The 26352-nt window shown below is 65.8% G+C and carries 17 protein-coding genes; 4 read left to right on the top strand and 13 right to left on the bottom strand.

Annotated features, from left to right (window positions below; genetic code table 11):
• Window positions 1–151: 151 nt before the first annotated feature.
• Together ABZ942_RS21080 and ABZ942_RS21075 are read right to left on the bottom strand one after the other, a co-directional pair.
• The gene (locus ABZ942_RS21080; RefSeq protein ID WP_357384388.1) at window positions 152–1171 is read right to left on the bottom strand and encodes an NADP-dependent oxidoreductase; all 1020 of its coding nucleotides are present in this window, start codon (window positions 1169–1171) and stop codon (window positions 152–154) included.
• Between the two features lie 23 nt (window positions 1172–1194).
• Window positions 1195–3192: an ATP-binding protein gene (locus ABZ942_RS21075; protein ID WP_357384386.1), complete on the bottom strand. Its 1998-nt coding sequence runs from the start codon at window positions 3190–3192 to the stop codon at window positions 1195–1197.
• Between the two features lie 153 nt (window positions 3193–3345).
• Between ABZ942_RS21075 and ABZ942_RS21070 the strand changes: the two genes are divergently transcribed.
• Window positions 3346–3753 carry an AraC family transcriptional regulator gene (locus ABZ942_RS21070; protein ID WP_357384384.1) on the top strand — a complete coding sequence of 136 codons (408 nt, stop codon included), beginning with the start codon at window positions 3346–3348 and terminating at the stop codon, window positions 3751–3753.
• Here the strand turns inward: ABZ942_RS21070 and ABZ942_RS21065 are convergent.
• Entirely contained in the window at window positions 3710–4870 is a 1161-nt protein-coding gene (locus tag ABZ942_RS21065) for an epoxide hydrolase family protein (protein WP_357384382.1), read from the bottom strand. The genes ABZ942_RS21070 and ABZ942_RS21065 overlap by 44 nt on opposite strands.
• 356 nt (window positions 4871–5226) lie before the next feature.
• Between ABZ942_RS21065 and ABZ942_RS21060 the strand changes: the two genes are divergently transcribed.
• Together ABZ942_RS21060 and ABZ942_RS21055 are read left to right on the top strand one after the other, a co-directional pair.
• A complete protein-coding gene (locus tag ABZ942_RS21060; RefSeq protein ID WP_357384380.1) occupies window positions 5227–5955 on the top strand; it encodes a hypothetical protein in 729 nt (242 codons plus the stop codon).
• Window positions 5956–6078: 123 nt separating this feature from the next.
• Window positions 6079–6813, top strand: a complete 735-nt coding sequence (locus tag ABZ942_RS21055) for a hypothetical protein (protein ID WP_357384378.1) — start codon at window positions 6079–6081, stop codon at window positions 6811–6813.
• Between the two features lie 57 nt (window positions 6814–6870).
• Here the strand turns inward: ABZ942_RS21055 and ABZ942_RS21050 are convergent, their stop codons facing one another.
• The 9 genes from ABZ942_RS21050 to ABZ942_RS21010 form a co-directional block, all read right to left on the bottom strand.
• Complete coding sequence (locus ABZ942_RS21050; protein WP_357384376.1) at window positions 6871–12153, bottom strand: hypothetical protein; 5283 nt, start codon at window positions 12151–12153, stop codon at window positions 6871–6873.
• Window positions 12154–12168: 15 nt separating this feature from the next.
• Complete coding sequence (locus tag ABZ942_RS21045) at window positions 12169–15075, bottom strand: hypothetical protein (protein WP_357384374.1); 2907 nt, start codon at window positions 15073–15075, stop codon at window positions 12169–12171.
• A gap of 274 nt (window positions 15076–15349) precedes the next feature.
• Complete coding sequence (locus tag ABZ942_RS21040; RefSeq protein WP_357384372.1) at window positions 15350–16402, bottom strand: BadF/BadG/BcrA/BcrD ATPase family protein; 1053 nt, start codon at window positions 16400–16402, stop codon at window positions 15350–15352.
• Between the two features lie 44 nt (window positions 16403–16446).
• A complete protein-coding gene (locus tag ABZ942_RS21035) occupies window positions 16447–17730 on the bottom strand; it encodes a 6-phospho-beta-glucosidase (RefSeq protein WP_357384370.1) in 1284 nt (427 codons plus the stop codon).
• Complete coding sequence (locus ABZ942_RS21030) at window positions 17730–18623, bottom strand: carbohydrate ABC transporter permease (protein WP_357384368.1); 894 nt, start codon at window positions 18621–18623, stop codon at window positions 17730–17732. The genes ABZ942_RS21035 and ABZ942_RS21030 overlap by 1 nt, the downstream gene beginning before the upstream one ends.
• A gap of 73 nt (window positions 18624–18696) precedes the next feature.
• Window positions 18697–19656 (bottom strand): sugar ABC transporter permease, encoded by a 960-nt coding sequence (locus tag ABZ942_RS21025; RefSeq protein WP_357384366.1) that lies wholly within the window; start codon window positions 19654–19656, stop codon window positions 18697–18699.
• 7 nt (window positions 19657–19663) lie between these two features.
• On the bottom strand, window positions 19664–21004 hold the full coding sequence (locus ABZ942_RS21020) for an ABC transporter substrate-binding protein (protein WP_357384364.1): 1341 nt from the start codon (window positions 21002–21004) through the stop codon (window positions 19664–19666).
• Window positions 21005–21042: 38 nt separating this feature from the next.
• Window positions 21043–22224, bottom strand: coding sequence for an ROK family transcriptional regulator (locus ABZ942_RS21015; RefSeq protein WP_357384362.1), 1182 nt, complete (start codon window positions 22222–22224; stop codon window positions 21043–21045).
• Window positions 22225–22658: 434 nt separating this feature from the next.
• Complete coding sequence (locus ABZ942_RS21010; protein WP_357384360.1) at window positions 22659–23594, bottom strand: RDD family protein; 936 nt, start codon at window positions 23592–23594, stop codon at window positions 22659–22661.
• A 529-nt stretch (window positions 23595–24123) separates the two neighbouring features.
• Between ABZ942_RS21010 and ABZ942_RS21005 the strand changes: the two genes are divergently transcribed.
• Entirely contained in the window at window positions 24124–24450 is a 327-nt protein-coding gene (locus tag ABZ942_RS21005; protein WP_357384358.1) for an NIPSNAP family protein, read from the top strand.
• Between the two features lies 1 nt (window position 24451).
• On the opposite strand, the gene ABZ942_RS21000 is transcribed toward ABZ942_RS21005, so the two are convergent.
• Window positions 24452–26182 carry a DUF3556 domain-containing protein gene (locus ABZ942_RS21000; RefSeq protein ID WP_357384356.1) on the bottom strand — a complete coding sequence of 577 codons (1731 nt, stop codon included), beginning with the start codon at window positions 26180–26182 and terminating at the stop codon, window positions 24452–24454.
• Window positions 26183–26352 lie beyond the last annotated feature (170 nt).

Raw genomic sequence — 26352 nt, 5'->3', positions numbered from 1 at the left:
AATGGTTGTTGGCGCAATCGAGTCGAGTCAAATGGTTGAACTTGGAGATCAACTAACGACCATATGACTCGACTCGATGCTGGGGTTGGTTGCAGGATGTGGCGGCGGTGGGTGCGGGTGCTGCCGCGTCCAGTGATGATGTAACCCGTTGCTAGTCGGCGACTTTCACGACAGCCTTGCCGAAGTTGCGGCCCTCGAGCAGGCCGATGAAGGCTTCGGGGGCGTTGTCTAGGCCCTCGGTGATGTCTTCGAGGTAGTGCACGCGGCCGTCGGCGACCCACTCGGACATGTCGCGCAGGAAGTCCGGGAAGAGTTCAGCGACGAACTCGGACTGGATGAAGCCGCGGATGGTGAGGCTCTTGACGAGGATGCGGCCGTAGAAGGCGGGGAGCTGGTCGGGGCCGTCAGACAGACCGGCATCGTTGTAGTTGGCGATGAGGCCGCACACCGGGACGCGGGCGTAGGTGTTGAGCAGCGGGTACACCGCTTCGGCGACGGCACCGGCGACATTTTCGAAGTAGACGTCGATGCCGTCGGGCACCGCGGCCTTCAGCTGCTCGGCGAAGTCGGGGGCGCGGTGGTCGAGCGCGACGTCGAAGCCGAATTCGTCGAGCAGGGCCGCGCACTTCTTCGGTCCACCCGCGATGCCGACCGCGCGGGCACCCTTGATCTTGGCGATCTGCCCGACCGCCGAGCCGACCGGGCCGGTGGCGGCGGCGACCACGACCGTCTCGCCCGCCTTCGGCTGGCCGATCTTCAGCAGACCGGAGTATGCGGTGAACCCGGGCATACCGAGGACGCCGAGCGCCGTCGAGACCGGCACCGTGTCGGGATCGAGCTTGCGCAGACTCGACGCGGGCGCGACGTCATGCGACTGCCAGCCCGAATAGGACAGCACCACATCGCCTTTCGCGAATCCGGCGGCGCGCGAATCGACCACCTCGGCGACCGTGGCGCCGACCATCACCGCGCCGACCTCGACCGGCTTCGCATACGACTTCGCCGCACTCATCCGCCCACGCATATACGGATCGAGGGACAGATACAGCGTTCGCAGCTGCACCTGCCCCTCCTCCAGGGGCGGCAGCTCAGCCGTTTCGGTGCGGAAGTTCGCCGACGTGGGCGCACCTTCCGGGCGGGCAGCAAGCACGATTCTCGTCGTCTCGACCATGGATCCGAGCTTAGCCCCCGAGATCATCCCCGCCTGTCGCCCTGCGCGGTCGAACCGACCTCGCGGGCCCACAGCCACTCGGTGAGGTGCGCGACCGCCCGGTCCCGGTGTCGCCGATAGGTGTTGAAGGACAGGTGCAACGTCTGAGCGACGCGTTCCTGAGTGGTAGTCGGATGCAGGAACGTGCGGTCCACCAGCTCGCTCAGATCGGGCCGCAACATGCTCGCGCCCGTGGTCAGCAGGTCTCGGAGTGTGTCGACGGCGGGCAGGCCGCCGTCGTGCTGCCGCACCATCCGCGAGCGCAGCAGCGGGTTGTCTCGTATCCGTTCCGGCGTGTGCAGGTCGCGCAACGCATCCCGGACGGCGCGCGCGAACTCGGGCTCGGCGAGCACCACGTTGCCGCTGCCGGGTTCGGCCGAGTCGGTCGGCGCACCGGCTTGCCGGGCGTGCACGAAACGCAGCCACTCCGTGACATTCGTGCGGCGCCAGTCGTGCGCGAAAACAGGAAAACTCTTGTCGCCGACCGCGTATTCGGCTCCCGGTGCGGGCTGGAAACCGAGGTCCGCCATGGTATGGCCCCACCGGGCCGCGTCGGCGTACGCGCCGACCAACGTCCACGCCGCGTTGTCGCCGCGGCTCAGGATGTCGAGGGTTTGGCAGGCCGCGAACAGGGTCACCGACGGCGAGGCGAACTGACCGTGCTCGCGGTCGAGGAAGAAACGCCAGGCCCGGACCCGCTCGCCCGGTCGGGGCGCGCCGTGCTCGTGCACGTACCGCCACATCGCCGCTGCCCCCGGGTCTTCGCCGAGCTCAGCCTCGGTCAGCTCCAGACACACCGCATACCCGCGAGGCTCGCCCGACAATGCGCGGAAAACCCAGAACGCCGCAGGTTGCCGCGCCAGCCAGTAGTCCGCCAGCGCGGCCTGCTGTTCGCCCTGCCAGGCCGAGGTCATCGCGATGATCGGGTCCCGATCGCCGTCCCGCAGCCGGTCGGCGTACGCCTGCATCGTCGGCGGCGGGGTGGTGCACGTTTCGATCTTCGAGCGAGCGCCGGCCAACACGATCGAGTCGACGATCAGCTGGATCTGTTCCCGCTCAGCTACCGACGCGCGGATCCGGTCGCGCATCGCGGCCGAAATCCGTTCCCGCAGATCGGCATAGCGGCCGGGCGCGCGCCAGCGCGCGTCCGCGTCGAGGACGTCGCGGGCGATGTCGTGCGGATACAACCCGCGCGGCCCCTCATCGATGAATGGCAGCGTGCGCAGCCAGGCGAACAACTCACCGGCATCCGCGCCGATCACCTCATGCAGCAGTTCTTCGGTGGTCACGGGTGCGTGTGCGCAGATCTCCAGCGCCGCGCGGTGGCGTGTGCTCGGCGCCGCGTCGATCGTCTGCGTCAGCAACGTGCTCACCACGTCGGGTAGATCGGCGAGTGTGCGCGGGACCGCGCCCCGGCGTACCGCATCGACCAACATCGACAACGTCAGTGGGTGGCCGTGGCTGATGGTCAACAGCCGGTCGTGCCACTCGGGTGGGACCTGCTGAGCCGTCAGGTACCGCCGCCCGTCGCCGGGCGACAGGTTGTCCAGCGCGACAACTCGCATCAGATCTCGCCATGCCGGGTCCGCCCGCCACTGTGGCCCGGGTGCCTGACGCCCGGCGATCACCACGAGCACGTCGGCGGGTAGCGAAGGCAGGTACTCCTCGCGTACCCAGTCGTCGCTGTCGTCGAGCAATTCATACGTGTCGATCAGCAGGATCGGCCGGCCGCCGGCAACGGTCGGCATCGTGTCCGGCGCGATCCGCAGATGCCGAGCGTCGATCCGGACCACGGACCGTCCCGCGACTGCCGCGACCTCGGCGAACACCTCGAGCAGCGCGCTCTTGCCGATACCGCCGACACCGTGCACGAAGATCAGGCCTGGTTCGGCCAGCGCGGCTCGAAACAACGACACCTCATCGGCGCGGCCGACGAAGGAACGCCTGCGCAGCTCCCGCAGCCGCTCACCCAGCACCGTCACGAAACCCACGTTAGCCCAAGTCGCCCCCGGGTCATTCCCGGCTGATCTGCCAGGCGAATTGGGCAGTAGATGGGCAGTGCGTGGTCTGTCCAGGGGCGATCGGCCGATCGATGCTCAGGGGCGTCGCAGTCGTCGTAGTGAAGGAATGTCGTGGTGAATGACAGTGCAGTGCCGCTCGATGAACTGGTCGCGCGCGAGGCGGGCAGCCCCGTGTTCCGGGCGGTGGCTCACATGCGGGACCAGTTGGCGCGGCCGGTGACCGTCGCGGAGTTGGCCGGCGTCGCGCGGTACAGCACGTACCACTTCCTGCGAATGTTCAAGCGCGCCACCGGTTATACGCCGCACCGCTATCTCACCCTGCTGCGCATCATCGAGGTCGAACGACTGCTGGAACGTGGCGTCACGGTCACGCAGGCGGCGCAATCGTGTGGGTTTTCCAGCGCGGCACATCTGTCCGCGGTCTTCCTCCGCGAGACCGGTGTACGGCCGTCACACTGGCGGCCGACCAACGACCGATCTAGCGAATACGGGCCTGGCGGAACGCATCTCGCAGCTCGCTGACCAGCACGCCGGGTTGTTCCCAGCCCGCGAAGTGCCCGCCGTACTTCCGCTCGTTCCAGCTGGTCAGATTGTGGTAGCGGTGTTCGGCCCAGCGCTTGGCAACCGGAAACGGTTCGCCGGGGAACAGCGTGCAGGCGGTGGGCACGGTCACCGTCTGTGCGTTCTGCGCCTCCGCGCTGCGCGCCGTCCATCGCACCGCCTCCCAGTACCAGCGAGCGGTGGAGGCGCCGGTGCCGGTAAACCAGTACAGCGCAATGTCATCCACCTGTTGCGCCACGCTCACACCACCGCCGGCCTCGGGCCGCGTGTCCGAAAACGCGACCAGCGCCTCGCTCAGCCACGCGGCGAGCCCGGCCGGCGAATCGAGCAGGGAGTAGCCGAGCGTCTGCGGGAGCATGCCCTGGACAATTACGTGGGTGGGTCCGGTCATCATGAACCGGTCACGTTTGGCGAGCATGGCCTGCTCCGCGTCGTCAGCCGTCGCCACGTCCTCGGGGAGCGGCGAGGCGATCGGCATGGTCAGATGCAGTGCCGCAACCCGCTCGGGTGCCAGACGCGCCAGCTCGGTACTGACGAACGCGCCCCAGTCGCCGCCATGCGCCCCGAAGCGTTCGTACCCGAGCCGGGTCATCAGTTCTGCCCAAGCCTGTGCGGTACGGCCAGGGTTCCAGCCGACTTCGGCGGGCCGCTCGCTGAATCCGAAACCGGGCAGCGCGGGGATGACCACGTCGAAGGCGTCCGCGGCGGAACCGCCGTGTGCGACCGGGTCGGTCAGCGGACCGATCATGCTCTCGAATTCCAGCACCGAGCCGGGCCAACCGTGCGTCAGCACCAATGGAAAGGCGTCGGGCTCCGGTGAACGCACGTGCCAGAACGCGATGTTCAGGCCGTCGAGCCGGGTGCGGAAGTGCGGTATCGCGTTGAAGCGCTGCTCCAGTGATCGCCAGTCGTGTTGTCGCCAGGCAGCCAGCAGGCTCTGCAGGCGTGCCAAGCCGATGCCCTGGGTACCGTCCGGAACCGTCTCGGCTTCGGGAAGCCGGACGTGGTCGAGGCGCGCCCGCAGGTCCGCCAGGTCGTCCTCGGGAATGCTTACCGGAAAAGGTTCGATCTCAGTCACCATCGCGACGCTAGGCCATCGACACCGATCTGCTCGATGCGAAAAATTGCGCAGTACGCCGCGGCCGAAAGCGATGTCCGGGATTTGCCGTTGGCAGAACTACTCGAACGCACCGTGACCAGCAACAACTAACGGCGATAACAGTGCGCCCGATAGGCCGAGTGTCGGATGCCACGACAGTAGCTCTTGCGCGTCGAACGAAAGGATCGTGAAATCAGCAATGCGGTGGGCGGTGCGCAGTACCTGCGAGCTTGCTCACTCCGGCACCCACTGACCTCGCTGCCGATCGGCATTGGCCGCACCCTGATAGAGCTCCGCTCTGTCTCGTATACGACCACCTGCATAGGGAGTTTCTCTTGGCACGCCTACGTCGCACCCGCGTCGCACTGACGATGACCACCGCCGCGATGGCGGTCCTGTTGACCGCGGGCACCGCGGCCGGACGGCCGATCGGGCCGTTCGATGTCGGCGGGGCGATCGAGGTCGAATACGACCAGGCCGGCGGTGGCGGTGTGTTCGGCGATCCGGTGAACCCCGAATCGGATGCGGGTCGCGGCGGCAAGTACCAAGCCTTCGAGCGCAACGCCTCCATCTACTGGCACCCGGCCACCGGAGCCCACCAGATCGGCGGCGCGATTCGCGACAAATGGGGCAACCTCGGCTTCGAGAACGGGCTGCTCGGCTATCCCGTGACGCGCGAAGAGCCGACCCCGTCGAAACCCGGTCGCTACAACCACTTCCAGGGCGGCTCGATCTACTGGTCGCTCGGCACCGCCGCACATCAGATCGGCGGCGCCATCCGCGACAAGTGGGGCTCCTACGGCTGGGAGAACAGCCCCCTCGGCTTCCCGATCACCGACGAGGCCACCGCCAGGAACAACGGCCGCTACAACCTGTTCGACGATGGTGCGATCTACTGGTCCAGCGCCACCGGCGCGCACGTCATCTGGGGCGCGATCCGCACGACCTGGGAAGCCAGGGCGGGTGTCAACGGCGGCTACGGCTACCCGACCAGCGACGAGTACGACTACCAGAACGGCAAAGCCCAGGACTTCCAAGGCGGCCGCATCACCTGGCAGCCCTGACCCGCCTCGGCACCCATTCGTCCGACCGGGCCGGGCGCGCGATGGTTGAGCCTTCATGCCATCATCGCCTACCAACGCTCCGCCCTGTCTCGTCACCGAGTAACGCCTGACTGAGGAGTTCTATTGGTCCGCCTTCGTACCCACCGCTCGTCCAGCAGCGCAACGCTGGCCACCGTCGCGCTGGCGCTGCTGCTGACCGCGGGCACCGCGCAAGCCCGCCCGATCGGCCCGTTCGAGGTCGGCGGCGCGATCGAGGTCGAATACGACGCGGCGGGCGGTGGCGGCGTGCTCGGCGACCCCACCTCCCCCGAGTCCGACGCCGCCAACGGCGGCAAGTTCCAGACCTTCGACCGCAATGCCGCGATCTACTGGCATCCCGACACCGGTGCGCACGAGGTCGGTGGCCCGATCCTGGACAAGTGGCGCGGGCTCGGCGCGGAGACCGGCGGGCTGCGCTACCCCGTGACCAGCGAACAGTCGACCCCGTCGAAGCCCGGTCGCTTCAACCACTTCCAGGGCGGCTCGATCTACTGGTCCGTCGGCACCGCCGCACACCAGGTCAGCGGCGTCATCCGGGACAAGTGGTATGCCCTCGGTGCGGAGAACAGCCCCCTCGGCTTCCCGATCACCGACGAAGCCCCCGCCAAGAACGGCGGCCGCTACAACCTCTTCAACGACGGCGCGATCTACTGGTCCAAAGCCACTGGCGCACACGCGGTCTGGGGCTCGATCCGAACCAGCTGGGAGGCTCGGGCTGGTGCCGACGGTATCTACGGCTACCCGACCAGCGACGAGTACGACTTCGAGAAGGGCAAGGCCCAGGACTTTCAGGGTGGCCGAATCACCTGGAAGCCCTGAGGAATTCGACCAGCACGGCCCGCGCCGCTGTCCGGCGCGGGCCGTGCTGCAGGAACCTCACGACCACCAAGTGCGAACGAGGTTGCCGTCCTCGGTTCGGACGAGCAGCTCCAGTTGACGTTGGACTCGATGGACCAGGATCGGGCTGTGCGGTCCGGCCTTGAATCCCTGCTCGCCCTGGACAACTGGGCCCCAAGGAGACCAGGCTGACGATTTGGTCCAGGTGGCGGTGTAGACGATGCCGTCGCCAGCGACCGCGAATACGTCCAGTCGATCCGGATATGGTGTCGCGCAGGTGATTCCGACACCGTCCGGCACCGGAGCGCCGCCTGGCAAGCCCAGTGGCATCCAGTGCGGTGGGTTCGTTCCGTCGAAGGTTCCATCCCAGACTTGACCGTCCGTCGTCGTGGCCAGCACGCGGGTCGGCGAACCGGGGGCGACGGTGAAGGTTCGCAACGATTGCCCGTCGGTGACTTTCGTCCACGGCGGTATCTGCGGGAACGTCGTCGAGCGGATGATCGTTTTGGCCCACAGCGCTCCGTCCGTGTCGAGCACGAGCAGCCGGTCGTCGGCGATCAGGATGTCGCCGTCCTTGCGCAGGGTGAACCCACCTACCGGGATCTTTATCCATCCTCCGTACTCGCCTGAAAGAGGGAACCCGAAGTAAGGCTGAGCGTGCCAATCGAATTGGATGTACAGGTGCCCGTCAGCACCGGGGAGCACCAGTTCGACCCCGTCGACCGAGGAATGCGATGGTCCCGCGTAGAGGGTTCCGGGCGCGGCCAGCGGCACCGCTGTGCCGAAAAACGACGGCTCCTCCTGGACCCACGGCCCCCACGTCCCCACCTGGTCCACGACAGAGCTGAGGAACAATCTGCCCTCATCGAGTACGGCGGCGACAAGATGGCCGGGGAAGCGGGAGACGCCGCGCACCGAGCAAGTCGGTGTAAACACGGGCCCGCCTTGCTGATTCGCTATCTCGGCCCAGCGCGGCGCTGCGTCGAGGCAGGCGTCGAGATGTCGGTGCCGCAGTGGCTGGTTCGGCGTCGCGACGAGCAGGTCGCAGTGGTCGTAGTACTGCTGGTCGAACGACGGGCGGACCGCCTGGGTCAGGCTCCCCTCGATTCGACTGTCCGGCACCGCTTCCCACGGTCGCCACTTGTCGGTGTGCACCGCGAACGGCAGCGGACCGGTGTTGCGCACATCCTCGTCGAAATCGGATGAGTCGAACGTCAGCGTGCAGTCGCGCAGCGAATGGTCGCCCATCAGCGCCTGCATCGTGAAACCCATGTTCCAGTCGGCCTCGTCGTCGCCGTCGCTGAACGCCCGGTGGCCGACGTCTATGGTCATATCCGGCGCCGCCCGAACAGGCCCGGTGTCGAAGAAGATCCACTCGGTGTCGTGAGTGGTGTCGTCGTCGACCGGTCCGACGGCAATGATCTGCTCCTTGGTCACCTCGGTGCAGCCGATCCGCACCGTCGCGGTGCCGAGTGTTTTCTCGTCCATGTCCTCGTCCTTGGTGCGGACGAAGATCACCAGACCGAGCACCTGATCCGGGTCGAGGCCCGAAACCTCCTCGGTACGAATCGGTTTCCGGAAATCGTGCACGTTGTGCAACAGCGACTTGCCGCGGTATTCGAGCACATAGGACCGCTGTCCCCACTCGACTCGGCCGCCCCGCACGAACGGATTCTCGAAGCGCGGGTACAGGTCCGTCGGCAAAGGTGCGTTGCCGTAATGGAATTCGCCGCCGTCACCGTATTTCAGCACCAGCGCCTGACTTCCGCCCTCCGGCATCGGCATGTGGTAGGTGCACTCCATGTCTCCGGTGTCGTCGAGATGCACCCGCGCGCTGCTCACTCGCTGTTTGAACTGCTCGAAGTCACCGAATTCGGCCTTGTTGCCGACCTGGACGATCCAGATGTTCTTGCCGTCGTGATGCCAGTCGCGATCGGCGAAGTAGTCCTGCGGCAATGGCTCTGCCCAGATCCGCTCCAGGTCGCGCAGCTGCCGCTTCAGATCGATGCCCTTGTCGATGTTCTTCTCGTTCTCGATCTGCTCCTTCAGCTTCTCGATCGGCTCCTTACCCGCCGACTCCACCGCCTTGTTATAGACGTCGACCTCGTCCTCTTGGCGACTCAGCCACGTGGGGTGCTGATTGGAGAACACCCCGATATAGGACTCCCCCGGATCCCCGGCGCCGGACTCGGTGTGTACGTACTTGCCGAACACCCAGAAGCCCTTGGGGCCGTAGTGGAATACGTCGAAGGCCTCGAACAGCGAGGAGTTGGCGTCGTCGTAGGCCGAGCAACGCCGCTCCTCGACCTGGTCGAAGCCGCTCTTCGGGAAGAACACGTGCGACCCGGCATCGGCGAGATCGTCCTGAATGTCATGGAAGTCGTAGGCGATGATCGCCGCCGGTCCGTGTTGGACCACCATCGGCAATGCGTAATACCCGGTCCACCAGTGCAATCCGTCGACGCCGTCGCTGCTGCTGGCGAACGGATTGACATGCCCTTTGGCTTCGTTGGCGATCACCGCCCCGACACCGCCGACCACCGCCAACGTCGGCGCGAGCCCACCGACGCCGAGCACGGCGTCGCCGACCGCGCCGGCCAGGGCACCGGCGAGTGCGCCACCCGCGCCGGCGACCAACGGTGAAATATCAAGATTCACCAGACCCGATGTGGTGAAGACGTTGAGCGTGCCGTTCACCGTGGCCTGGTTGACATTGGACTGGAAGTTCAGCTGCCCGGCGCGGAAGTTCTGAATGCTGGACAGCATGATGTCGGGATTGCGGTAGGTGAGGATATTGGCGCGCGTCCGGGTCGAACCCTCCAGGAAGATCGACAGATCATCGGCGATATCCTCGGCATTCGACGTGTTGAACAGGGCACCGAGCAGCACGCCCGCAGCGGCGCCGTACACACCGCCGACCAATCCGCCGATCAGTCCGAAGAAGCCACCGCTCTTGACCTTCGGCAACAGCGAACCGACGATACCGGCGAGCTGTTTGAAGATACCGCTCTCGCCGAGACCGAACTTGTCGACCGCGGCCAGCGCGCCCTTGACCACCTGCTTGTTGAGGAAAGCCGATGCGCCCCACCAGAAGACGACGCTATCGTCGGCAGTGTTGTAGGCGCCGAGGTGGGCCGCCTCGATCTCCTCGTTGGTCTCGCGGATGAACCGCGAGTATTTCTCCAGCTTGGGCGCGTAACCCGCACGGTAGGAATCGATTTCGTCGCGCTTTTCGGAGAACCCGATGCCGAACTTATGCGCCTCATCGAAGGTAATCGAGACCCGGGACCGATCCATGAAGCCGGTCGCAGGCGGGTGCGCGACGATCTCGAGCAGAACATCGGGCACCCGATAGGTCGAGCTGGCTACCGCGGCACCGATTTCGGAGTCGCCGTCGTTGAACAACCCACGGGTGCCGAACAGTAGCTCGACGGCATCGCCGAACGCGTTGTCCCGGCCGCTGGCTTTGGAACTGAACTGGCTGCGACCTCCCGGTGCGCCCATCGCGCCCTTATGGGTGAACCGCGCGATATCGAACAGCAGCAGATCGGCTGCCATCGTCGCCTTGTCGCGGACCTCGTCATCGAGGGCGAAGTCGACCAGGTTCAGCAACGACCACAGATGCTCGCGGTAGTACCCGGAGGAGTTGAATTCGGTCCAGCCCATCAATATCCGGTGATTGAGCCACCGCAACACGCGCGCTTTGCCACGCTCCCGACGTTCCTTGCCGGTGCGGATGCCGTCCTTGGTGCCGCCCAGCAGGAAACTGCCCGGCTGGAATTCGTCGTCCGGCCACAACTGCCCGGCCAGATACTCCGAGGACGCGAACATGATGTAGTGGTTCTCCGACCAGTACTCCATTTCGTTCTCGGCGTCGTAGCCGAGGTCGGTGCGCACCTTCTGGAACGCCTTGTTCTGCGTCGCGCGCAACGGCTCGTCGAGCCAGAACTTGTAGTGGTGGATGGCCTTTCGCACCGCCTCCTGCGCGATCGGCGAGAAGGTGACGGCCGCGCTGCCCGGCACGGCGGCGCTCTCTTCCAGGATGATGCGGAGCTTCTCCTGTGCGGCCAATAGCCGAGCTGTCATGTCCGGGTTGCCGGTGATGCCGTCCGCCGCAGCACGATTGGCGAAGAACTCGGTGAAGGTCGCCGTGTCGAGCGCGGGCCGCTGCCGCCACCGCAGCTGATCGCCGCTCGCCACCTTCGCCGGAATGCTGCCGAACAAGTACAGCGTCCTGATGAGATGACACAGGCCCATGTCGGAGTTTTCCTTGTTGGCGTACACCTCTTTCACCGGGTTGTCCATGACGCGCAGCCAGTATTTCGTCATCTCGGAGTGCGGAAACTTCTCCACATCGTCGAGCTTGAAGCCCGCCGTACCGATCCGAATACCGAATCGATAGTTCGACCGCGGCACGCGCTTGTCATCCAAAATCTCCACCGTCGACAGGAACTGCGCCTGCACTGTGGCCGCCGCGTCGCCGGTCGTGGTCAGTCGCAGCGCTTCGTTGATCGCGCCGCGATAGTCCCGCTTCCCGGCGTCGCTGTCCGCGAACGGGAATCGCTGATCGACGGCACCGCCCACCACGATCCGCAGTTCCGTTTCGAAGTCCGCGAGGAACTTCTCCAGGTCCTCGAGCCACGGCACCGACGGAACGAGCGGAGCGAACACCGGAGTGCCCGGGGGCGGCTTGGGCAGGCGATGCGCCGGTTGATACAGCTCCGGAATCAGCCACGGCTTGTCCTGGGCGACGAATGCCCGGCTGATCGACCGCCCGGCGTGGTCGGTCTCGAAGTCGTCCCCGTCGAAGGGCGCCTCGTTCTTCAGCGGGTCGAACAGCTGACCCGGCACCCAGTTCTTCGGTACCGGATTCGCGGTCGCCCGCTTGCGCCGATACAGCTGCAGTGGCGACTTCGCCAAGGCCGAGCCGAACCGCTCCTGCTCGAAATCCTTCGCCAGCACCGCGATTCGCTCGCGCAGCAGCTGCGGATCCCGGAACTCCAGCCAGTCGCCGAGCCGGCCGATATACGCGCCGCTGAACGCCTGCCGCCGGACGTGCTCATCCGCGTCCCACACCGGCCGGTGACTGTCCAGATAGAGCCGAGGCGGTTCGCCCTTCCGGCCGCGGGGCGTACCGGGCAGGCCGACGGGCAACGGCGACGACGTGCTGATCAATTCCAGCAACTGGAGCTCGTCCAGGTCTTTCGTCTCGCGGGCGATGTCGCGGAACGTCTGGAGGTTGAATCCGCGCAGCTGGGTTTCGAAGAACCAGCTGCGCCGCTTCGCCAATTCGGCACGCAGATCGGCGTTTTCGTCAGGCATGACCGGTCCCCCGCCTCAGTTGCCGTCGTCGGCTGTCAGCGCAGCGGGTGTCCGGCTCTCGACCGCCGCAGGCGTCCAGGTGGGCAGCTGCGCGTCATCACGCAGCATGACCAGCGTCGTCGGCAGACGCACCTCCCACTCGTCGACGACGACCTCTTCAGCCTCGGTCGCGTTGCGCGCCTTGATCTCCGCGATGATCGACACGTATCGATCGCTGAACATGTCCGGGATCTCCTCGCCCATCCACACGTCGCCGGTCTCGTGGAAGTGCGCCAGCGCGGCCTCGAAACCGGGCCGCACCGGAATGACGACGCGCGCCGCGCCCGCCTTCAGGAACGCCTCGAACTGCGGATCGACGTCCTGGATCAAAACCAGTTCGCCCCAACGGTTCTGCCTGCCCCAGAAGTACGGGTAGAACAGGTACATCAGCTGTTCCCATTCGAAGGCCCGCTCGAAGAACGCCACCACCGCGCCCCACTGCTTGATATAGCGCGGATCCCCCGGGAACTGCTGCGGGTCTTTCGGTGCCGGATAACCGACCTGGTCGAAGTGCTCGCTCATCAGCAGGTGGATGAACGCCTTCTTCAGCTCGTCGCGCTCGGTGGTCGAATCGTGCGAGAAGGCGGTGGCCAGGCTCATCTGGGTCCGCAGCGCCGTCTGGTAGCGCCCGAGCTGGTCCAGGAACTCCGTACGCTGACGCTGGTATCCCGCGACGATCTTGGCGTGCGTGTCCAGCTGCCACTTCGCCAGCGCCGCGTCGGTGCGCCGGCAACTGATCCCGACGGCGTAGTTGAATTGCAGTGTCTTCGCGAAAGTCCGCATGGTGACGGGTATCTCGCCGGTCTCGCCGTTCAGCACGAACGACTCGTTGAGCACGGTGTTCTTGACCACCCTGAGGTACTTCGTTTCGCCGATGAAGAACTCGAACTCACGCTCCTCCGGATCATCCGGCAGCACCAGACTGCGATTCGTGCGCTGCACATAGCCGCTGATCGCGGCGTATCCGTCCGGCACCGTGATCTTGAACGCGTTGAAATACTGGCTGTACAGCGGGCTGCTGCTCGAGCTGCCGTAGTTGCCGTCGATCGCCTTGCCCGCGTCCCCCTTCTCGACCATGGCGAAGGTTTTGACGAGTTCCTCGGGCGGCGGCGTCACCGCCCCGGTGACGCCGTATAGGGCAGCCCAATACATGTAATTCGACGCATCGAGTTGCGCGGGCGTGACGGTCGGCTCGATCGGCCGGACGAGCTGGAAGTTCTCCCGCTGCGCGCCGTCCTTCAGCGATTCGATCAGGAACGACGCGGGCTCGGGCACGACGACGTCGTAGAGCAGTCGCTTGCCGTAGTTGACGACGCGCGTCTTGTATTTCTTGTCGACCCACTGATAGATGCCGCGAATCGGCCTGAGCCCGTTGCCGTTGTCGAGCTGGTGCACCGTCTCCTCGGTGTAGACCTTCTTTTCCCGTTGCGTCCGTTCCTGTTTCACCGATTGGCTGAGCTTGTTGACGGCGCGGTCGGTGACGCTGCGGGCATAGTTGGTCTTGCTGTTCTCGACCAGCCTGCCGTAGTTGCTCGTCGAGGTCTGGTCCTGGGTGGCGGAGCTCTGCTCGCCCGCCTCCTTCGACGCCTCGCTGGCGAGTTCGTTGCGCTCGGTGGTCTGGGTGTCGCGCTCACTGCTCTGCGCGGACTCGGTCGACTCGGTGACGATCAGCTCGGAGGTCTCCTCGCGCTTGGTCGTCTTCTTCAACAGCTCACCCGGCAGCACGTTTTCGATATGGGAGACATCGGCGGGCACGTAGCCGACGAGTTCCTGCCGGACCACCTGCAGGTCGCCGACGCCGATGGGCCGGGTGATCGCGTGACTGAAATCCGGCACCGGCGGGTCGGTTTCGGAAGTTTCGATGGCCTTCGGCTGCACCGCGAACAGATTGTTGCCGAGGCGATAGACGTGCGCCGGCCGCGGCAGCCTGCTCGGCTCGACCTCCCGTGCCAATGCCAGCATCCGGCGCTTGAGCACGCCGAGGATGTCCTGCACCGACGCAGCTGCGACGTCCGACATCTCGGCCTGAAGATGTTCGCGGACAACAGGATCCATCGCTGTCAGCGTCGCAGCCGCCAACCCGACCACGCTGGGTACACCGGTGGCGTCCTCGTGTTCGTCGGCCACCCGCTGCTGTTGCGCCGGTGCGGCCGAGTGGACGGCGAGCTGGTCCGGCCGCGCGGACATCAGGAGCTCGTAGGCCTGCTGGAAGGCCGCCTGTTCGGTCGTCAGCGTGGCGAGGCGGACCTCGGCAGCATCCGGTCCGGGCTTCGCCGCCGCGAGCCGCGGATCGCCGCCGGGGCGGGGAAAGAACTCCTCGGGAATGCGGACGGGACGGTCCAGCAGGGTATGGATGCGGTCGATGGTCAACGGATCGGTGCGGCCGGCCGCGAAGTCGGCGATGAAGGCGATCACCTGGCGCATCGAGGTGATGGCGGGTGCGTCGACCCGGTCGAATCGGGTGGTGATTTTCACGGCGACCAATACGTCACCGGAAACCACCGATTCGTCCTTGAATTGCTGTGACGCAACGAGATCGGCGGCCTCTTGGCCGAACACATCCTTGATCGCCTTGTTCACCTTGGCGGGCAATGGTGTCGGTGGTGGCGTCGTCGTGAATGACGTCGCCGAGAGCGCAAGCAATCTCGCGCGCAGATCGGCATACTTCGGCAGACGGGCAAGTCCACCGTCGGTCAGCGTGTTCGCCGGTCCGTTGACCACTCCGTCGATATAGGTCTCCGCCTCGGCCCTGACCAGCGCATACGGGCCGGGCATCAGCTCGCGCAGGCGCTTCTGGAAAACGGATTGCGATGTCAGGTCGATCGAATTCCCGCTGTCGGGAAGAACGAACGCCTGCTGGATGAAACGAAACATCTCGATCATGAGATCTCCCTCGATTTCGGCTACCGAAACTCCCCCGAGCTCGTCACTCGGCGAGGGACCCAGCCCGGACCGCGGTGACTGGCCAATGGTGATCCGTTCCGCGTGCCGCCGGAAGATATCGGTCGGCTCAGCGGACCTTCGGGAATCGGCGGATCGACCTATCGGGGCCGATATCGCAACGTCGGCAACGCACCACCGAGGAATGGTCGCCGCCTGATGCGCCACGGCGAGCTTCGGCCGACCCCGAGCACCGCGCGTGCTCGGGGTACCGCACTCAAGCGGGCTGGCCCATTTCGCTGGGGAACTCCGGGCGGCCGTCGTTGGCGGGGAGGGTTGGGTAGGCGGCGCGGAGACGTTGATGCGCCGCCTGCGTTGCGTCGAGGTGATCCAGGCCCAGCAGAGCGGCACCGAGAACCGGTGGGGCAACGACTATTCGGGGCTCGGCAAGGGGGGCCGCAGTGGCCAGTCGGGTCTTCACGTTGTCGATCAGCAGCGGCTGGCGGGCCGCCAGAACACCGCCGCCGAGGATGACCGGAGTGGGTTGGTCGAGCAGGTCCAGCTTGCGTAGGACAACGAACGCGAGGCGGGTGATCTCGTCAGCTTGACGATCGATCAGGCGCAGGGCGGTCGGGTCGCCTGCCTCCGCGGTGGTGAACAGAACTCGGACCAGCTCGTGCAGTCGATGCTCGGCCAGTTGGCCGAGATGGATCGCCTCGGCTACCGCGTTGGCTCCGGCCAGCCCGAAGTAGTCACCGATGGCGGCGGACAGCGCGGTCGGCTCGCCTCGGCCGTCCTCGGCGCGCGAGGCATGCCACATGGCTTCGGCGGCCATCCCGCCGCCGCCACCCCAGTCACCGGTCAATACCCCTAGGGCAGGAAAGCGTGCGGTGCGACCGTCCGGCAGCAGTCCGACGCAGTTGATCCCGGCGCCGCAGACCACCGCGACGCCGCGCGGCCCGTCGGTGCCCGCGCGGAGCAGACCGAAGGTGTCGTTGACGACGCCCACGGTCAGACCCCACGGCCGCGCCGCGATGGCGGCATGGATCCGCTGTTCCTCAATGGGCAGATCGACATTGGCCATACACGCACTGACCCGGGTGGTGAGCACCCCGCCGCGGGTGAGCCCCGCCTGCCGGGCGACCGCCTCGACGAGCGGACTGAGCCCCTCGATCGCCTTGCGCGCGCCGGTCTTGTGCGGCTGGTAACCGGCGCCTCGCGCGGCGCCGAGGATGGATCCGTCGCGCGCGACCAGGGCAACATCGGTCTTGCTGTTGCCCGCATCGATGGCCAGGACGCCCGGAACCTGTTCATTCTGTGGGAGTTTCATCAGACGCTTCCCCCGCCAACAGTTAACGGTGTTTGTCGACATGGTCACGCCCAATCCAGGTAGGCGCGGTTATGGGCGAGCAGCCGGTCGGTCAGCTGCTCGGCCAGTTCGTGCTGACCGACCAGCGGGTGTGCCAGTAGTGCGTCGAACACCAGGCCGCGGCCGCCGGCGAGCGCGGCGCGCAATGCGAGCTGCTCGTAGGCGGTGGTGTGGGCGATGAGGCCCGCGTAGAGGGGTTCGATCGGTCGTTGCGGTAGTGGGCGCACCCCGTCGGCGTCGACCTCCGCGGGCACTTCGATCACTGCGTCGTCGGGCAGGAACGGCAGGGTGCCGTCGTTGCGGGTGTTGACCACTTGAATACTGGCGCCGGTACCGAGCAGCGCGGCGAGTAGATGCACCGCGGCCTCGGAATAGAAAGCGCCGCCGCGTGTTCCGAGCAGATCGGGTTTGGTGTCCAGGGCCGGGTCGGCGTACAGGTCGAGCAGCTGCCGCTCGATGGCCGCGACCTCGGCGGCGCGGGAGCCCTTGGTGGCGAGCTCCTGGACCACCACATCGTGCTGATAGAAGTAGCGCAGGTAGTAGGACGGGACGACGCCGAGCCGCTGGATCAGCGAAAGGGGTAGCCGCACATCGGCGGCGATCTCCTCACCGAAGTCGGCGAGGAGCTTGGGTAACGCCTCGTGCCCGGTACCGGCACCCGGGTAGTCGAGCACAGTCACCCCACGCTCCCAGGTGAGGTGATTGAGGCCGACATGATCGAGCCGGATCAGTTCCGGGTCAACGCCCAAGTGCGCCGCGAACTTTCGCTGGAATCCGATGGCGACGTTGCACAGGCCGACCGCCTTGTGTCCGGCGGATTGCAGTGCGCGGGTGACGATGCCGACCGGGTTGGTGAAGTCGATGATCCAGGCGTCCGGGTTGGCTCGGCGCACGTGTTCGGCGATGTCGAGCACCACCGGAACAGTGCGCAGTGCCTTCGCCAGACCACCGGCTCCGGTCGTTTCCTGTCCGACGCAACCACATTCGAGGGGCCAGGTCTCGTCCTCGTTCCGCGCGGCCTGCCCACCGATCCGCAACTGGAGCAGCACCGCGTCGACGCCGTCGACCCCATCCGCGACCGAGGTGGCCGTGCTGACCCGCGCTCGGTGTCCCTGCTTCGCGAAGATCCGGCGGGCCAACCCCGCGATCAGCTCCAGCCGGTCCGCGGCCGGATCGATCAGTACCACTTCATCGATCGCCAAAGTCTCACGGAGACGGGCGAACCCGTCGATCAACTCCGGCGTGTACGTGGATCCACCACCGACTATGGCTACTTTGAGTGCGCGCATCAGCCCTTGACCCCTGTCAGTGTCACGCCTTCGATGAAGGCTTTCTGTGCGAAGAAGAACAGGATGATCACCGGCGCCATCACCAGCAGGGTGGCGGCCATGGTGAGATTCCAGTTGGTGTGGTGGGCGCTCTTGAACGACTCCAGCCCGTAGCTGAGCGTCCAGGCGCCCGGATTCTCGCTGGCATAGATCTGCGGCCCGAAATAGTCGTTCCAGCAATAGAAGAACTGGAACAGCGCCACCGCCGCGATGGCCGGCTTGGCCATCGGCAGCACGATCCGCAGCAGGATGCGCAGTTCACCGCAGCCGTCGATGCGGGCCGCCTCGAGGTAGTCGTTCGGGATGGTCAGCAGGAACTGCCGGAGCAGGAAAATAGAGAAGGCGTCGCCGAAGGCCAGCGGAATGATCAACGGCCACAGCGAGCCGGTGAGATGAAACTGCTTGGCCCAGATGAGATACATCGGGATGACGGTCACCTGCGGCGGCAGCATCATCATCGAAACCACGGCCATCAGTGCCAGATTGCGGCCGCGGAAGCGGAACTTGGCCAGCGCGTAGGCGACCGGGATGCTGGACAGCAGCGTCAGCGCGGTACCGGCCACCGCGTACACCAGGGTGTTACGCCACCAGGTGAGGAATCCTGGTGTATCCCAGACCTTTACGTAGTTGCCCCAGTGCCATTCGGCGGGCCAGAGATCCGAGGTGAGCGCCTGCCGATCCGACATCACCGAGGTGAAGAACAAGAACACGAACGGCATCAGGAACAGCAGCGTGGCCGCGATGGCAAGCGCGTGCACGGCAACCCAATTCAGCACGTTCTTCCGGCGCGCAACCTTTGCCTCCACCGTTGCCACGGTGACCGGAACCGGGCGCGTGGTAGTAGTCATCGTCATCGCGCTGTGTCCTTCTCGCATGAGTGGGGGCCCTCCGTGGTTACGCGGGCTGCCGCCTCCGGGCCTGACCCACTCATGCGTCCTCCTGCAGGAAGCCGGATTTGCGCCGCAGCAGCAGTGCGGTGAACGCCATCGAGATGGCGAACAGGATCACGGCGACCACACACGCGGACCCGATATCGAAGCGCTGGAAGCCGAGGTTGTAGACCATCTGCGGCAGCGTCCAGGTGGAACCGTGCGGGTAGCCGGGCTCGAACGCCTCCCCCGAGTTGCCCGCCTTGCCGCTGGCGACCTTTCCGGCGACGATCGCCTGGGTGTAGTACTGCATCGTCTGGATCACGCCGGTCACCACGGCGAACAGCACGATGGGCATGATGTTCGGCAGCGTGACGTACCGGAACCGCTGCCAGGAGCCCGCGCCGTCCAGCTCGGCCGCCTCGTACTGCTCCCTCGACACGTCCAGCAGGGCCGCCGTGAAGATGACCATCAGGTCGCCGATGCCCCACAGCGCCAGCATGGTCAGCGCGGGCTTCGACCAGTTCGGGTCGGTGAACCAACCCGGTTGCGGCAGACCGAGATTGCCGAGCAGGTGATTCACCGGCCCGGTCCCCGGATTCAGCAGGAACGCGAAGGCGATCGTGGCTGCGACCGGCGGCGCGAGGAAGGGCAGATAGAACACCGTCCGGAAGAAACCGACGCCGGTCTTGATCTTGGTGACCAGCAGCCCGACGCCGAGCCCGAACACCACCCGCAGCGACACCATCACCAACACCAGCCACACGGTGTTGCCAAGCCCCTGCCAGAAGAACGGGTACTTGTCGAGCACGTAGTCCCAGTTCTTCAGACCGGAAAAGGTCGGCGCCGCGAACCCGTCGTACTTCATGAAGGAGAAGTAGAGGGTCGACAGCAACGGGTAGGCGAAGAAGAACCCGAACCCGATCAGCCACGGCGCGAGGAACGCCAAGGTGCGCAGTGCTTCTCGGCGGCGCTTGCGTTTGAGTGCCGCGGGGACGGTGGTGCTCGACAGTGCCATCGCTACATCACTTCGCCTGGGCGATCGCCTCGTCGATTTCCTTCGCGGTGGCGGCCAGGCCCGCCGCGAGGTCGGTCTTGCCCACCTCGTAGTCGTAGCCGAAGTTGCGCAGCGAAAGCTGGTACGCACCACCGTTGATGCTCGACGGCGTGGTGGAAGAGTTCGGGTTCTTTGCGATGTCGATGAAGGTCTTGAAGTTCGGATCGGCGGTCAGCTTCGGCGAATTCAAGGCCTCGTTGGTGCTCGGCACGTTGTGGATGGCGTTGGCGAAGCTGACCACCGCGTCGGTGTTCGTGGTCAGGTACTTCACCAATTCCCAAGCGGCGGTCTGCTTTTGGCTGGAGCTGGCGACGCCGATGATGGTGCCGGTCTGGTAGCCGCGGCCGTAGGCGCCTGCCTGATCGTCGGGTACCGGGAAGGGCGCGGTGGCCCAGTCGAAGCTCACCTGGTCCTCCGCGAGCGAAGCGGTGCGCCACTCGCCGTCGAGCGACATGGCCACCTGGCCGGTGTGGAAGGGATTCTTGGCGCTGAACTCCTCGCCGAAGGTGGTGCGGTACTTCTCCAGTTTGTCGTAGCCGCCGAGCTTGGCGATCAGATTCTTCTGCCAGGTGTACATCGCCCCGATCCTGGGATCGGTGGCGATGTTCGACTTGCCGTCGGTACCGAAGTACTTGGCACCGTACTGGCCCAAGTAGTGCATGGGCGTTGTCTCGTAGCCGTGATAGTTCGGCATGAAGCCGAGCTGCCGGTAGCTGTCTCCGTCCGCGATGGTCAGCTTGACGGCCGCCGCCTCGAACTCACTGAATGTCTTTGGTGGAGAGGTGATTCCGGCCGCCGCGAACGCCGTCTTGTTGTAGTACAGCCCGTAGGTGTCACCGAGCAGCGGTAGCGAACACTGGTTTCCCTCGAACTGGCTGTATTCGAGCATGGCCGGCGGGAACGTTTTGGCGGGGTCGATGCCGTCCTTGTTCAGGAAGGGCGTGAGGTCGGCCCAGACCTTCGAAGCGCAGAACTTGCCGACATTGTCGGTGGTGAACGAGGAGACCACATCCGGGGCGTCGCGACCACCGCCGCGCAATGCTTGTTCGAGCTTGTCGTCGGCGATGTTCGCGACCGGCTTCACGTGGATGTTCGGGTGCAGCTTCTCGAACGCGGCGATGTTGTCGTCGACCGCCTTGACCTCGCTGTCCTGACTCCAGCCGTGCCAGAAGGTGATGGTGACGTCTTTGCCCTCGGCGGATCCGTCGTCGCCACCGCTGGAGCTCTGTCCGGTGCAGGCGGTCACGAAGAGCGCGGCGGTCGCGCATGCGGTGAGGGCGGCGAGGGTGCGGCGGGTGGTTCTGCGCATGTGCGGGTCCTCCTGGGTACTGCTGGGTGTGCGGTGGATCAATGGGTCGAGAACACGGTGTCCCTCGTGGTGGCCAAGGCGCGTTCCAGCGCTCCGTGCAGTACCGGCGAGCCCGGCAGGGTGCTCGAGCGCACCTCGGGTCGCGGAAAGGTGAGTTCGGTGAGCGCGTCCTCGACGAGTGCGCGCAGCCGTTCGCCACCGGCGGTCGGCACGTCACCGGCGAGGATCAGCAATTCCGGGTCGACCACCGAGACGATCGAGGCCAGCCCGAGGGCCAGGCGACCGGCGAACTCCGTCAGGAAGACGTCGCCCGCGCCCGGCGTCGCCAGGGCGGCGGCCACTACCCGGGCCGCGGTCGGCGCGGACAGTCCGTGCTGCTTGGCCAGCGCCAAAACAGCTGGCGCACCGGCCAATTGCTGGAAGCCACCGGAATTCTTCCGGCGCACGTCGTGCACGATCGGCGCGCCCGGCAGCGGCATGTAGCCGACTTCGCCTGCGCCGCTGTGGAACCCACGATGCAACCGGCCGGCGATCACAATGGCCGCGCCGACACCGACGCCGGTCCAGAGCAGCACGAAGTCCTCGCAGCCCTGCGCCGCGCCGTGCGCCTGCTCGGCGATGGCGGCGAGGTTGACGTCGTTCTCGATCGACACCGAGCAGCCGATGGCCGACTCCAGTTCGTCGATCAGCCGCGGCGAGTGCCAGCCGGGCAGGTGCGTGGCGTACCGCAGCTTGCCGGTGGCCGGGTCGAGCGCGCCGCCGATGCCGATGACCACCTCACAACAGACACCGTTGGCCAGCCCGGCCAGCTCCACCGCCTCGCCGACCGCGTCGCCCACCCTGGCGGTGGTCTCGGCGGCGGGCCAACCCTTGGTGGAGACCTCGTGCTCGGCGAGGACGCGGCCGGTGATGTCGGCGACCGCGATCCGGATCCGGCTCGCGGTCACATCGAGTCCGGCGACATATCCGGCAGCCGGATTGACTTGGTACAGCTGCGCATTCGGTCCGGGGCCGCCCGCCATGGTGCCGACCGGAACGACCAGCCCGGCAGTCTCCAAGCGGGACAGCAGTTGGGAGGCGGTCGGCTTGGAAAGGCCGGTGAGCGTGCCGATCTGGGTTCGGGACAGCGGGCCGTTGGCGAGCAGCAGTTCCAGCGCGGCACGATCGTTGATGGCGCGCAGCAGGCTCGGTGTGCCCGCGAGGGTCTGTCGCGTGGTCAACGGGACACCCCTCTCCCCACCCCGCGTCGGGTGAACTATTAGGAAAGTTTCCAATTACTTTGAGGAGGGACTGTATGTCCGGTTTGACCGCCTGTCAATCGCTGTCCGCATCGCGGATACCCAAACGTCATGCGGCACAAAGGCACGATTGATCTCAACCAATGTTGATGATCTGACGTCGTCGCCGACCCGCACGGAATCGCAGGCGTGCCACGCTGGTTCGCGAAGTAGCCCTCAGCACAACGGATCTCGATGCGGCGGCCGACTACTGCCGGACCGCGCGATAACCTCCGGCCGCGGTCGAGCCCGATCTTGTGACGGTAGAAATCGGCCTGGCAAATTGGTCCTGCCCCCTGGCCTACCCTTCACAGGCGGGCATCATCTGGCGCTCGGTATTTCCCCAGACGATTTCGACCTTGCTGCCGAGGAGGGGATCAGCCGGACGTGCGGCGCCGCTTGTCGTATGCCGCACGGAGATTCGCGCTGAGCTTCTTGGCGGAGTCCTGAGCTTGCTGTCCGCGTTCGGAATTGAGCAACTGCCGGGCAGCCTCGCCGGTGTGCCGGCCTGCGTCCTGCCCCAGCTTGCGCAGCTGTGCCGCCTGGGTCGATTCGCGCAGTTGCCGGAGTCGTTCGTCCTCGGCGAGGTGTTGTGCCTGTTGTTTCATGGCGTTGCCGACCGCTTGCATTCGTTCGACGCCGACCTGGGTGCCGTGTTCGAGCAGCGCCACGTCCCGCGCGGCCTGCCATGACTTTTGATAGAGCCCCGCACGGACAACCGTTGTCCCCGCGATGCGATCGATCATCGTTCGACCGCCCGCCAAGGTGACCGCGTTGAGCACCAGCGCCGCGACGGCGATCACCCAAAGAACCAGGGACAGTACGAATTTGCCAGCAAGTAGCGCAAGGCAAGCGCCGGCGTACAGGCCGACATCGACCAAGGTGCTGGCGAACGCTCGACGGGCGGACTGCCACTTGCCCAGGGCGCCTTGCGGATCCGCGAGTGAATGAACTCGGATGTCCAGCAAGAACTTTCCGAGCGTGCGGCCCTTCCAGACCAGCGCCGCGAACTGGTAGGCGAACACCAGCAGCACCAGCGCGACGAACGCCTCGCCGATGAGCAGCAGGATTTCACCGAAGACGTCCCACCCGAACGTCTTTCCCGCGCCGCCCCAGTCCCCGTTCGCGCGGAACAGGTCCCAGCCGCCCGATTCGGCGAGCCCGGGCCAGCCGGAGAGATAGTCGGCGATCCGGTAGTGCGTGATCGAGCCGAGCAACACCGCGGCAGCCACGATCAGGGCGAAGTCGATCGCCCATGCGGCGATTCGTCTACCGGCCGGCGCTATATCGGGTGGCGGCATGTGCTCGGCCATCGTGTGCACCTCTTCGCAGTACCGGACGGGCTTCGGTTATCCGGCGGGCTGTTCTTGCCTCTCACAGATTCCTCGTCGCGACGAGGTCGCACCATCGGTTGAACAGCCGACACGGGCCTTGCGGCACGACCGAGTGGCCTGCCCGGTCCGGGGTCCGTAGTGCGGGTGCGAGAGTAGCAAGGACAGCGGAGATGCTGAAAAGACAGGCGGAGAAGAGGTTTCGCAGCGTCCGAGCTAAGCGGATACGCGCGGGGAGGTGACGGGCCGGACGTCGACGGCAACGGGCCGACGACGAGGCGCGGGCCGCCGCTGCGCCAAATGCGCGGCAACCACCACACCGTGCGTCGCGATCACGACGGCTGACGCAGTACCGATTCCCACCAGCAGCAAACCCACGACAGATACCGATCCTTCCACTGCACGGTTCCAACGGCGCCCTGTGCGCCGTCGGGCAGTATGCCCCGCCGTCAGTAGCCCAAACAGCGTGTGATCCAGAACACAGCATCGCGGTGATCATTAGGCTGACGTCGTGATCACCTGTGTTGTCGAGTACGTGATCGATCCGGCGAAGATCGACGCATTCGAGCGCTTCGGTCGCCGATGGATGGAACTGGTAGACCGCCACGGCGGCACCCATCACGGCTATTTCCTGCCCTCGGAAGGGGCAAGCGACAAGGCGATAGCGCTGTTCAGCTTCGCCAGCCTCAGCGCCTACGAACAGTACCGAGCCCTGTTCGGCGTCGATCCCGACTTCATCGCGGCCGACCGCATCCGGGACGAGAGCGGTTGCGTCCTGCGGTACGAGCGCACGTTCATGCGCCCGCTACTGCCGGACCACGGTGCCGAACGAGAGTAGTTCAGGCAGGCGCGTTGTCGCGGACGTGCACGGGCACGTCGTCGGCCCACGGCTGGCGGGTCACCATGTCCGCGACATACACCACGCCACGCTCGAATTCGCCCGTGGCGGCGTCGACGAGGCGATAGGCCTGCGTGCCCTTGTTGATCGGCTGGGCGTCGAGCAGCACGACGCGCACTTCGCCGGGCTCGAAGTGACAGCGTTCCTGCATGGCGGCGATGAGCTGTTCGTTGTGCAGGTGACCGTCGCCGAAGTTCCAGCCGACGGCGGTGCTGCAGATGCGTTCGCCGTCGGTGATGGTGTAATCGGCCTCGTGGCCGGTCGGCATGGCCCGATTGACCAGGGTGAACAGTGCGCGGCCGTGGGTGTTCATCGCACGGAACGCGTAGCCCATGTACATCGGGATCTGCGCACGATCCTTGCCGTAGAACCGCTCCAGCTGCGCCTGCGGCATGCTGGCGATCGCGACGATCCCGCGGCCGATCTTCTCCGCCGCCGACGGTGTGACGCACCACATCGTGGTGTCCCAGTTGCCCGCGTAGTAGCGCATGCCGGGCAGGAACGAGATCTTGCGCGGGAACAGGTTTCCGGCGATCACGATGCCCGCGATCACGACGAACAGCACCGCGACCAGTGCGGGATTGCGCAGGTCAGCGAGCCCGAGGTCGGCGTGCGCGACGAACAAGACCAGCACGCCGAAGATCATGAAGACGTTCCACTCCAGCGGCACGCCCATCGGCACGGCGGTCAGAATGCCCAGGTGGAAGCCGACCATCACGACCGCGGCGATCGTCGTCACGAGGCCGCCGTGCGAGAAGAACAACACCAGCGGGACCAACAGCTCGACGGCCGTAGCGCCGTGGGCAAAGACGCGGGACAGGCGGCCTGGCCTTAGGTCGTCGGGGAAGTTCTCGAAGAACTTGCGCTTGAGCGACTTTCGCCGGAAGACCGGACTGTTGGACATCATGGTGGAGATCACGAACGGGAAGTGCCTGTTCAGCTTCGAGAGGGCCGCGCCCATCCAGATCACCAGGAAGACCACCTTGGCGGCGACGATCACGTCGACGCCGGTGAACAGGAAGGTGACCGTCAGCGTGGCGTAGACCTCGCCGCGCGCCGCCAGGAAGATCACCTTGTCACGCACTCCGACAACCGCGAGCAGCGCGAGGACCGCGACGATCTGCCACACCGGCAGCAGCCCCACAGTCGTATCCAACTCCGGCACTGGACCGGTCCCGTTGGACAGCAACGCGATCGCCGTCATCACCAGCAATCCGGCATACAGCGCGACATCCACCACCGACCGAGTTGTGCCCTTGGTCAACGGAATCCGCTCGGGCCACGGTGGCAGCCGAATGGTCTTGGGCCGCAACCAATACAGGATCGAGCCGAGCGGCGGGAAGAACCTGTTGTTCAGCGGCCCGAACCCGCACCCGAGCCCGACCACCTCGAACAGCAACGTATACAGCACGACCTTCTGGAAGACGATCGGCTCCGCCCACCAGTCGCCGACGTTCGTGAATCCATCGATGCCCTTGGTACCCAACACGATCAGCCAGCCGCCGAGCACGTAGAGGCAGACCTTGCCGACATAGAACAGGTGCAACGCGACCGGCGTCCCGAATCCCACCTCGGCCCAGTGCCGGGCCATCGGCCGTATCCGTTCGCCGCGCGTGCCTTTGCTCCACTCCGCCATATCGACCACGGGCAGTTCGGGCTCGAGAAACCCCATAGAGCACTCTCCGATTCGACGACACCGAGGCGCCCAGCGGAATCAGGGACCTTCCGGTCCTTCGATACGTTGACAGGAACTGCAACGTGTGTCAATTCTGTAGCTTCGAAACGATCGCGTCGAGGCGGTCGCCGTGACCCGTCGGGCCGGTGGACGACGGTGCGCGCCGC

Source organism: Nocardia sp. NPDC046473 (assembly GCF_040645995.1).
In the GTDB taxonomy this organism is placed as follows: domain Bacteria; phylum Actinomycetota; class Actinomycetes; order Mycobacteriales; family Mycobacteriaceae; genus Nocardia.
This window is presented reverse-complemented; position numbering and strand designations above follow the sequence as displayed.